The following is an 11,554-nucleotide window of genomic DNA, read 5'->3' as shown; positions in this document are numbered from 1 at the left end:
CAAAACCTTCTAAACAAGTTTTTTGAAATCTATTTTTAAACTCTTTCAAAAAAATAGAATAACCTAAATTATCTATTCTAACATATCTATAAAATTTATAATTAATTCTAATAAGAAACATTTACACTCTAGTTTGGTTAAATACAAAATTAAAACACATCTAAAAATGAGAGTACACTAATTAATATTACAAACTGAATCTATTCTTATAAAACAAAAAAATCGCCTAAATTTCTTTAGACGACTTTTTACTAAACGCAATTTGTTGTTCTTACCAAAACAAACAATACAATACAGTTAATAAGATACAAACAGCAATAGAACCTATATTAAATAATGGAGATGTTTTAAATAAATCTTTAGAAATTTCTATTCCTTTAGGATCATCTGCTCCCTTATTTTGTAATTTACTTAATACCATTATAATAATAATTGTTAAAATAGTAGTTATACCCATTTGATGCATCCAAGGCTCAAATACCGGAATAGGTAAAAACTTTAACGCTAATGCAATTGGTATGGATAAAACAGCTCCCCAAATTGCAGCATTATTCGTTGTTTTTTTCCAAAATAAACCTAGTAAGAAAACTCCTAAAATACCAGGACTTACAATTCCCGTATATTCTTGAATAAATTGAAATGCTTGATCAATTCCACCTAAAAGAGGTGCAACTATAACCGCTATTAACAATGCAACTCCTGCAGAAATTCTACCAACATTTACTGTGGTTTTATCATTTGCATTTTTATTAATGTATTGCTTATAAATGTCCATTGTAAAAATGGTAGAAGTAGAGTTTAACATAGATGCTAAAGAAGATACAACTGCAGCAGCTAACGCAGCAAAAGCAACACCTTTAAGACCTGTTGGTAAAAACTGTAACAACCATGGATATGCTTTATCCGCTTGTTCTGTAGAAGGTACATTTAACATCCCCACTTCTCCTAAATTTGCCATAATTGAAGGGTCGTTTACCATTACATAAGCAGCAATACCAGGAATAACAACAATTAACGGAATAATTAATTTTAAAAATGCTGCTAATAAAATACCTTTTTGAGATTCTTTTAAAGATTTTGCAGCTAAAGTTCTCTGAATAATATATTGATTAAATCCCCAGTAATATAAGTTAGCAACCCACAAACCACCAACTAATACCCATATACCAGGTAAGTTTACATAGTTTTCATTACTTTCTTTTAAAATCATATGGAATTTTTCTGGTGCAGCTTCCCAAACTTTAGAGAATCCTGCTAAAACTCCTTCTCCTCCAGAAACTGTATTTAAAGCTAGATATGTTGTAATTAACCCTCCTAAAACTAAAAATACAACCTGTATAACGTCCGTCCAAGCAACAGCAGATAGACCACCATATAAAGAGTATGCTGCTGCAAAAAGAGCTAAACCAATAATAGCATACATCATATCTACCCCCATTATGGTTTCAATTGCTAAACCTCCTAAATATAAAACAGAAGCAAGGTTTACAAAGATGTATAACCCTAACCAGAAAATTGCTAAAATAGTTTTAAGGTTGGTAGAAAATCTTTTTTCGACAAATCCAGGAATTGTATACAATCCTTTTTCTATAAAAATTGGTAAAAAATACTTACCTACTATAATTAAGGTTAATGCCGCCATCCATTCATAAGAAGCAATTGCAATTCCTAATGCAAAACCAGAACCAGACATTCCAATAAATTGTTCTGCAGAAATATTTGCTGCAATTAATGAGGTACCAATTGCCCACCAAGGTAAAGACTTACTTGCTAAAAAGTAATCTTCTGCATTCTTTTGATACCCGTCTTTATCACGAGAAACCCATAGGCCTACGCCTAAAATTAAAATGGCATAAGCAACGAAGACGACGTAGTCCCACATTTCAAATACTGATGTCATAATTGTATTTTTTTTAGCTAATTAATTATCAATATTCAAATATAAATAATAATTTCTAAGAAATATAAATTTTACAAAAATATTTTCAAACTAGTAGGGTGTAGTAGGTTTTAAATAAAATATCTTATATTTGTATTGTATTATGATAGAAATAAAAAAAGAAATAGGTGTACCAAAGTATAAACAAATAATCAGTTCTATTGAAATTGCTATCTTATCTGGTGCCTTAAGAAAAGGAGATCAACTACCATCTATAAATAAAATTAAAGCAGAAAATAAACTTTCTAGAGATACTGTTTTGGCTGCTTTTAATGAGTTAAAAAATAGAGGTATTATACAATCTGTAGTTGGTAAAGGGTATTATGTTTCAAGTGAAAATATTAATGTACAACAAAAGGTGTTTTTACTTTTTGATGAACTTAATTCCTTTAAAGAAGATTTATACAATTCTTTTTTAGAAAATTTAGATAAAAATATTCAGGTTGATATTTTCTTTCATCATTTTAATGAAACCATTTTTAATAAACTAATTCATGATAATTTAGGTGAGTATAATTATTACATAATTATGCCTGCCAACTTAAAAAAAACTAGTACTAGTATTCAATTATTACCTAAAGATAAAGTCTACATTTTAGATCAAATACATGATGATTTATTAGAGTATCCTGCTATCTATCAAAATTTTGAAAAAGCAATATTTAATAACTTAACACAAGTTTCTGAATTAATTAAAAAATACGATAAACTCATTTTTCTTTTTACGGATGACAAACAACCTAAACCAATGCTAAAAGGTTTTAAAATGTTCTGCGAAAAAGAAGATATTTCTTTCGAAATTTTAAATAAAATAAAAGACGAACCTCTTCAGAAAAGAGAATTATATATAATTCCTGATGATAAAGATTTATTAAGAATTATTAAGAAAATGAAAAGCGAAGGCTTAACATTAACTAAAGATATAGGAGTAATTTCTTTTAATGATACTTTATTAAAAGAAATTGTAGAAGGTGGCATTACAACCATATCAACAGATTTTAACGAAATGGGGATAAGATTAGCAGAAATGATTCTAAATAAAGAACAATCTCAAATAGAAAACCCTAGTAAATTAATTATTAGAAACTCAATTTAAAAGATCGTGTACACAATAAATCACATAAAAGAAACGAAAGTTATAGAAGTAACAAACACTGATAAAACGGTTTTCGGAAAAATATTTTTAGACCAAGGTGCTAGTTTACAAGAATTAACTCTTAATAAAAAAACTATTATTCAAGATTTAAAACCTTTAGAATACAAAACAACGTATGCTTCTTCTATCTTATTTCCGTTTGCCAATAGAATTAAAGACGGACTTTATTCATTCAATAACAAAGAGTTTCAACTAGAAAAAAACCAACAAGAAGAACAAAATGCTTTACACGGTTTTATTTACGATAAAACGTTTAAAATTTTAGCTAAAGAAACTACAGAAACTAAAGCTAGTATCACATTAGAATATATAGAAAACTCTAAAACCAAAGGCTTTCCATACAGTTATTCAATTCTAGTAACTTATATTTTTAGTGATGATTCCTTAAGCTTAAAAGTTGATATTAAAAATACCGATGAAAAAACGTTCCCTTTCACTTTAGGATGGCATCCTTATTTTATTAGTGATAATTTATATGAAAGTTGCCTAAATTTTGATTGCAAAGAAAAACTAATTATTGGTAAAAGAAATATTACCACAGGCACAGAAGACATTCAATCTAAAGTATCATTAGATATTAAAGACAAACAATTAGATGATTGTTGGATTTTGAATTCTGATAAAGTAAGATTTAAAACACCTAATTATCAACTAAATTTCGAGTCTTCAGTTAACGAAAATTTTTTCCAAGCATACACTCCACCAAGGGCAAATACAATTGCAATAGAACCTACAACCGGAGTTTCTAATAGTTTTAATAATAAAATAGGATTGCAAACTTTAGCACCAAACAAAGAATATTCCATTACATGGAAAATAAAAATAATTAACTAAGTTACAATGAGTGCAACATTAATAAAGGATGTAAAAGAAACATTTATCAAAAAATTTAAAACAGAACCTTTGTTAATTTTTTCTCCAGGAAGAATTAACATTATAGGAGAACATACAGATTATAATGATGGTTTTGTATTTCCTGCTGCAGTTAATAAAGGAATTGCTGCTGCTATAGAGAAAAGCAGTTCTAACAAATCTACAGCTATTGCGTTAGATTTAAATAGTACAATAGATTTTGAGCTAGACAAAATTAAATCTTCTAAAGAAGGACGTTGGGAAAATTATGTTTTTGGAGTTGTTGCAGAAATTCAGAATAAAAATAAAGTTATAGGCAATTTTAACATTGTCTTTAAAGGAAATATTCCTGCTGGTGCAGGGATGTCTTCTTCTGCTGCTTTAGAAAATAGTATTGTTTTTGGTTTAAATGAATTGTTTGATTTAGGGCTTACAAAACACGAAATGATTTTAATTTCTCAAAAAGCAGAACACAATTATGTAGGTGTAAATTGCGGAATTATGGATCAATACGCAAGTATGTTTGGTATTAAAGACAATGCACTACACTTAGATTGTAGAACTGTTGCATCTAAACCTTATAAGATTGATTTTAAAGATCATCAATTAATGTTGATAAACACAAATGTAAAACACAGTTTGTCTGATAGTGCTTATAATGATAGAAGATCTGCCTGCGAAGGAGTATCAGAATTATTAAACATAAAAGCATTAAGAGATGCAACAGAAGCAGATTTAGAAGCAATTACAGACAGGGTTACGCCTACAAATTACCAAAAGGCATTGTATGTTATACAAGAAAATGAAAGAACAATAAAAGCTGCTAAAGCAATTGAAAATAACGATTTAGAATTGCTAGGCTCGTTAATTTACAAATCTCACGATGGCTTATCAAATCAATATAAAGTTAGTTGTGATGAATTAGATTTTCTTGTAGAACAAGCCAAAGAAAACAAGCATGTACTTGGTGCAAGAATGATGGGCGGTGGCTTTGGTGGTTGCACTATTAATTTAATAGCAAAAAAAGAAGCAAAAACTTTTGCAGAAACAGCAGCTAAAGCATACAAAGAAAAATTTGATAATGATTGTTCTGTCTATTTTATTGAACTTTCAGAAGGAACTCATGTTGTTAAATAATCCATTAAAAAAATAAAAATGAGCAATACAAACTTACAAGATTACTCGCATAAAAGGTTTAATATATTAACAGGAGAATGGGTTTTAGTATCTCCTCATAGAGCAAAAAGACCTTGGCAAGGACAAAATGAAGCCGTAAATAACGAAAAAAGACCAACATATGACGAGAATTGTTATTTATGCGCCGGAAATACAAGAATTAATGGAGAAGTAAATCCGGAATACAAAGATGTTTTTGTTTTTACAAACGATTTTGCTGCTTTACAAAATGATTCACCTAGTTTTAATGTAAACGACGGTCTTTTAAAAGCACAGAGCGAAACAGGTATTTGCAAAGTGATTTGTTTTAGTCCAGATCATTCTAAAAGTTTGGCAGATATGTCTTCTTTAGAAATTCAAAAAGTAGTATTTGCATGGCAAAAAGAATATAAAGAATTATCTGAAAACCCTAAAATCAATTATGTTCAAATTTTTGAAAATAAAGGAGCTGTAATGGGTTGTAGTAATCCACATCCACACGGACAAATATGGAGTCAGTCTACTTTACCAAACGAGGTTGATAAAAAAAACACACAACAATTAAATTACTTTAACAAAAACAAGAGCAGTTTATTAGGTGATTATTTATCTCAAGAATTAGAAAACAAAGAACGAATTATTTTTGAAAATGATGGCTTTGTCGTTTTAGTTCCGTTTTGGGCAGTTTGGCCTTTTGAAGCAATGATTGTTCCTAAAAAACATCTAGCTAATATTTTAGAAATGAATGATGAAGAAACTTTACAATATGGAGAAGCAATTGCTGTATTAACAAAAGCATACGATAAAATATTTAATACCTCTTTTCCTTATTCAAGTGGAATTCACCAATCTCCGACAGATGGAAACGAGAATAAACATTGGCACTGGCACATGAGTTTTTACCCACCTTTATTAAGAAGTGCTTCTGTAAAGAAATTTATGGTTGGTTACGAAATGTTTGGTTCTCCACAAAGAGATATTACGGCAGAACAAGCTGTAAAAATGATAAAAGACTGTTTATAGAAATTATAAATTTTTTATTTATACAGACTTTTTATTTTCTTCTAATAACTCAAAAAAAGAAAATATGTATAGGAAATTAAAACAATTTAAATTTAGACAAAAAAGATATTTTCAATTTCCAATTAATAATACACCTTCCAATAAAAAACCTAAACCTACATCATAATCAATCAATACAAGAAAAATAATAATACTCTAATAAACTACTTATCTGTAGAAAAAAAGTAATTCATCTAGATAAAAAAAATATAGGATAATCACTTAATTTTAATAAAAATTGATATATTTATTTGTCAACCTTTGTACAAATACGATAATGACTTTGATTAGTTATAAGTTGTTTTGCTACCTTAAATTAAAACATGATACGAAAACTAGTTCTATACATATTATTTTTAGTGATAACATTTCCTATATTCTCTCAGAATGAAATAGATTCTTTATTTATAAAGTTAGATAATGAAATATCTAAACAAAAAACTTATGACATTATTAAAGAATCGAAAATTGAAAATTTAAAAAATCTTCTTTCTGATAAAAGTTTAGCTACAGAAAATAAATATTTTCTAACGAACAAACTGATTTCAGAATATCAATATTATAGTTTTGATTCAACATTATATTATATAGAAAAAAATTTAGCCTTTGCAAAAGAGATTAAAAATACTACTTTTATAAAAGAATCTAAATTAAAGCTTGCAAAACTGTTAGCCACTTCAGGAAGATATGATGAATCTATCACTCTGCTTGAAGAAATTCCATCATCTAGTTTATCAGAAGAATTATTAACGGAATATTTCATTATTTATAAGAGATGTCATAATGAACTTAAAAATATTTCAATAATAAAAAATGTCAGCACAAAATATAATCGACTCTATAATGTTTATAAAGATTCTTTAAATGGTCAAATAATTGATCTCAATAAAAATTCAAAATTATTTTTAGAAGTCACTGAACAAAATTACATAGATGAATTAAATTTTGAAAAAGCTTTAGAAGTTAATGCAAAAAGATTGTCTTTAGCTAAAATGGGCACAAGAGAGTACGCCACTATTACATTTTTTAGATCTTTTATGAGTATTGAAGTGAGTGGAAATAAAGAAGATCAAAAAAAATTCTTAATATTATCTGCAATTTCAGATATTCAATCATCTGTAAAAGATAATGCATCTTTAGCAAATTTAGCCATCATACTATTTGAAGAAGGAGATGTAGATAGAGCACATAAGTATATTAATTTTTCTTTTGAAGATGCTAAATTTTATAATTCAAAGTTACGTTTTTTAGACATATCAAATGTATTACCTGTTATATCAAAATCTTATGAAGATAAAAATAGAATTCAAAACAATAAACTTAAAAAACAATTAATTTTTATTAGTCTTCTTTCATTAGTATTAATGGTTGCTTTATTTTTTATTTATAAACAATATAAAAAAATAAAAATAGGAAAAGAACATTTAAAAAAAGCAAATTTAAAACTGAAACATTTAAATGATAAATTGAACTTAACTAATAATGACTTAAAAAGATTGTACGAAGAACTTTCTATAACTGATTCTATTAAAGAACAATACATTGGAACTTTTTTAAACCTATATTCTGATTATATTGACAAGCTAGATATGTATAGAAAAACAGTTAGAAAGTACCTAGTTACTAATAAAATTAATGAATTATTAGAAATTACAAAATCTAAAAAATTAATTGATGATGAGTTAAAAATTTTCTACTCTAATTTTGATAAATCTTTCCTCCATATTTATCCTAACTTTATTAAAAATTTAAATGACCTGCTAAGGGAAGATGAAAAAATAATACTTAAAAAAGAGGAAATCTTAAATGTAGAGTTACGTATCTATGCATTGATTAGGTTAGGCATAACAAACAGTTCTAAGATTGCAAAAATATTAAGGTATTCAGTTAACACTATTTATAATTACAGGGTTAAAATTAAAAATAGTGCAATTAATAGGATTGAATTTGATAATATGGTAAAAAAAATACCTAGCTAAATCTATTTTAACACCTTTTTTATATAGTATATTACCATTTTTATACTCATATTTACCTTTAAAAGGTACTTTTTATTAACTATATAACTACTTTTTTTAATTCACATAAAAAACACAAATAACTTAATATCAATTAATTATTATTTTTTTTAGTTTTTTATAATCTACTTAATATATACTTTCTATTGTACTTAAGATATTTCTCCTTTTAATTTGTAGACCAATTCAAATGCTGTTTTTAGATAGACTTCTAAATACTGTTTTGAAACTATAAACAAAATAAACTAAACATGAGAAAACATTTAAACTTTAAATTGTTCGTTGTTTTATTTCTTATTACAATTTCAGTTTCTTTTGCCCAAGAAACAACTTTAACCGGAAGTGTGTTAGATGAAACAGGAGGACCTATACCTGGTGTAAATATTATAATTAAAAACACCACAAAAGGAACATCAACAGATTTTGATGGTAAATTTGCTATAAAAGCAAATAAAGGAGACGTATTGTCTTTCAGTTATTTAGGTTATGCTACACAAAATATAATTGTTGATAACAAAACTAATTTAGCAATAACCTTAATACCAGACAACCAATTAGATGAAATAGTTGTTGTTGGGTATGGTACACAGAAAAAAAGTGTTGTAACAGGTGCAATTTCTGGTGTTAAACAAAGTGAATTAGAAGATTTACCTATTACAAGAGTTGAGCAAACATTACAAGGTAGAGTATCTGGTGTAACTATTGCTGCAAATTCTGGACAACCGGGTTCTGCTTCTACCATTCGAGTAAGGGGGGTTACAACACTTGGAAACAATGATCCTCTTTGGGTAGTAGATGGAATTGTAGTAGACTCTGGTGGAATAGGATTCCTTAACCAATCAGACATTTCTTCTGTTGAGGTTTTAAAAGATGCTGCTTCCCAAGCAATTTATGGTGCAAGATCTGCTGCAGGTGTAATTTTGATTACCACTAAAAAAGGAAGTTCTGGTAAATTAAATATAAATTACAATGGTTATACAGGTATTTCTTCTGCAGCAAGAAAACTTGATTTGCTTAATTCTAATCAATATGCTACTTTAATAAATGAAAAATCTGTAAATGGTGGCGGAAGCATTATATATACCAATCCAGAATCTCTAGAACAGGGTACTGATTGGCAATCTGTTATTTTTAATGATAGTGCAAAAAGAGTTAGCCATGAACTTAGTTTAAGTGGTGGTAATGATATTTCTAAATTTTATGCTTCGTTTGGTTTTCTAGATCAAGAAGGTATTGTATTAAGTGATATTTCTAATTATACTAGAAAAAACATTCGTTTAAATTCTACACATAAAATTTCAGAAAAAATAACTTTTGGACAGACACTTGGGTATTCTAACGAAAAAAATATTGGAATTGGAAATACAAATAGTGAATTTGGAGGACCTTTAGCATCTGCAATAAATTTAGACCCTTTAACTCCTATAGTCGAGACAGACCCAACTCTCTCTAATCAAGCTCCTTATACTAACGATGGAGTTTGGAGAGATGCAAATGGAAACCCTTACGGTATCTCAAATCTAGTAGCTCAAGAAATGTCTAACCCATTAGCATACCAACAAACACTTTTAGGAAATTATGGTTGGTCTGATAATTTTGTAGGAAACGCTTATCTTGAATTTGAACCTATTGAAGGTTTAAAATTTAAAAGTACATTAGGTGGTAAATTGGCATACTATGGTTATGAAAGCTATACACCAGTATCTTACCTAAATGCAGCTACAATAACCTCTGAAAATAATATTTCTAGAGGAACTAATAAAGGCTTTGGATGGAATATAGAAAACATTGTTTCTTACACAAAACAAATTAAAAATCATAATTTTAGTGTACTACTTGGGCAAGGTGCTTATGTAGATAATATAACATCTGGTGAAACCGTAACATATTATGGTATTCCTGTCGATAATTTTAGGGATGCGTCATTTAATTTTGACACAGCTTCAGAAAAAATTATTGCAAATGCTTACACAGGTAACGAGCATAAAGTAACTTCGTTATTTTCTAGATTGACTTATGATTTTGATGAAAAATATTTACTAACAGCCATTATAAGACGAGATGGATCTTCACGGTTTGGATCTAATAATAAATATGGAATTTTCCCTTCTTTTTCTGCTGGTTGGGTGCTGTCAAAAGAGAATTTTTGGAAAATTAATGATATTGTAAACCAATTAAAGATTAGAGGTGGTTTTGGTGTAACTGGTAGTGACAATATTGGAGATTTTAAATATTTATCGACCATTGGTGATGGAAGAAACTATGTTATAGGAACTTCTGGATCAGTTGTTATAGGAAATAGCCCTGATGCACCATCAAACCCAGATCTAAAATGGGAAGAAACAAGTCAACTTAATATTGGTTTTGATGCAAGGTTATTTAATACTGTTTCTGTAGCTTTTGATTGGTATAAAAAAGAAACTACTGGTATCTTACAAACGGTTAACATTCCAGGGTATGTGGGAGCTATTGGCGGTCCTTCTGGAAATGTTGCTGACATGAAGAATAAAGGTATAGATTTAGAGATTAGATATAACAAACAAATTAATGAAGTTAATTTTTCTTTAAATGGTAATGTATCTTATCTAGAAAACGAAGTAACCTATTTAGGTAATGATGTAGAATTTTTATCAGGTGGAGAAACTATTCAAGCAAGTACTTACCCAATTACTAGAACACAAGTTGGGCAACCTGTAAATTCTTTCTACGGTTTTAAAACCAATGGAATTTTTCAAAATCAAGCAGAAATAAATAACTATGTAAATTCAACTGGTACAATTATTCAACCCAATGCACAGCCAGGAGATTTTAAATGGAAAGATATTAATGACGATGGAGAGATTGATGACCAAGATAGAGATTTCCTTGGAAATTCTATCCCAAAATTCACTTATGGTTTTACATTAAATGTAGATTATAAAAATTTCGATCTTTTAGTTTTTGGTCAAGGAGCTGCAGGAAACAAAATTTTTCAAGGCTTAAGAAGATTAGATATTGCTAATTCTAACTATCAAACTGCTGCTTTAGAAAGATGGGTTGGTGAAGGCACTTCTAATACGTACCCAAGATTAACCATAAACGATACTAATAATAACTTTACAAATCCATCAGATTTTTATCTAGAAGATGGAAATTATTTCAGAATAAAAACATTACAAGTTGGTTATACGCTTCCTTCTGATATTTTAGGAAAATACGGAATTAGTAAATTAAGAATTTATTTGACCTCAGAAAACCTATTAACCTTTACTAAATATAGTGGGTACGATCCTGAAATTGGCGGTGGTGTTTTTGGAATAGACCGTGGTTATTACCCACAAGCAATCACCAACCAAATTGGAATTAATTTACAATTTTAATAAAAAAATAGAA

Annotated in this window: 7 protein-coding genes; 6 read left to right on the top strand and 1 reads right to left on the bottom strand. The window is 28.2% G+C overall.

Annotated elements, in window-relative coordinates:
- Window positions 1–271: 271 nt before the first annotated feature.
- Complete coding sequence (locus ACJJVY_RS11005) at window positions 272–1,900, bottom strand: sodium/sugar symporter (protein ID WP_405608264.1); 1,629 nt, start codon at window positions 1,898–1,900, stop codon at window positions 272–274.
- A 142-nt stretch (window positions 1,901–2,042) separates the two neighbouring features.
- Here ACJJVY_RS11005 and ACJJVY_RS11000 point away from each other — a divergent pair, with 142 nt between their 5' ends.
- From ACJJVY_RS11000 to ACJJVY_RS10975, 6 genes are all read left to right on the top strand, one after another.
- Window positions 2,043–3,035: a GntR family transcriptional regulator gene (locus ACJJVY_RS11000; protein ID WP_405608261.1), complete on the top strand. Its 993-nt coding sequence runs from the start codon at window positions 2,043–2,045 to the stop codon at window positions 3,033–3,035.
- A gap of 6 nt (window positions 3,036–3,041) precedes the next feature.
- Window positions 3,042–3,929 (top strand): aldose 1-epimerase, encoded by an 888-nt coding sequence (locus ACJJVY_RS10995; protein WP_405608258.1) that lies wholly within the window; start codon window positions 3,042–3,044, stop codon window positions 3,927–3,929.
- Window positions 3,930–3,935: 6 nt separating this feature from the next.
- Window positions 3,936–5,084 carry a galactokinase gene (gene galK, locus ACJJVY_RS10990; protein ID WP_405608255.1) on the top strand — a complete coding sequence of 383 codons (1,149 nt, stop codon included), beginning with the start codon at window positions 3,936–3,938 and terminating at the stop codon, window positions 5,082–5,084.
- 18 nt (window positions 5,085–5,102) lie between these two features.
- Window positions 5,103–6,125 (top strand): UDP-glucose--hexose-1-phosphate uridylyltransferase, encoded by a 1,023-nt coding sequence (locus ACJJVY_RS10985; protein WP_405608252.1) that lies wholly within the window; start codon window positions 5,103–5,105, stop codon window positions 6,123–6,125.
- 362 nt (window positions 6,126–6,487) lie between these two features.
- Entirely contained in the window at window positions 6,488–8,143 is a 1,656-nt protein-coding gene (locus ACJJVY_RS10980) for a DUF6377 domain-containing protein (RefSeq protein WP_405608249.1), read from the top strand.
- Window positions 8,144–8,433: 290 nt separating this feature from the next.
- Entirely contained in the window at window positions 8,434–11,541 is a 3,108-nt protein-coding gene (locus ACJJVY_RS10975; RefSeq protein ID WP_405608246.1) for a SusC/RagA family TonB-linked outer membrane protein, read from the top strand.
- Window positions 11,542–11,554 lie beyond the last annotated feature (13 nt).

The sequence above is a fragment of the Polaribacter sp. Asnod1-A03 genome (assembly GCF_045063585.1).
GTDB lineage: Bacteria > Bacteroidota > Bacteroidia > Flavobacteriales > Flavobacteriaceae > Polaribacter.
The sequence above is the reverse complement of the archived record's forward strand: the minus strand, read 5'-3'. Positions and strand labels throughout refer to the sequence as shown.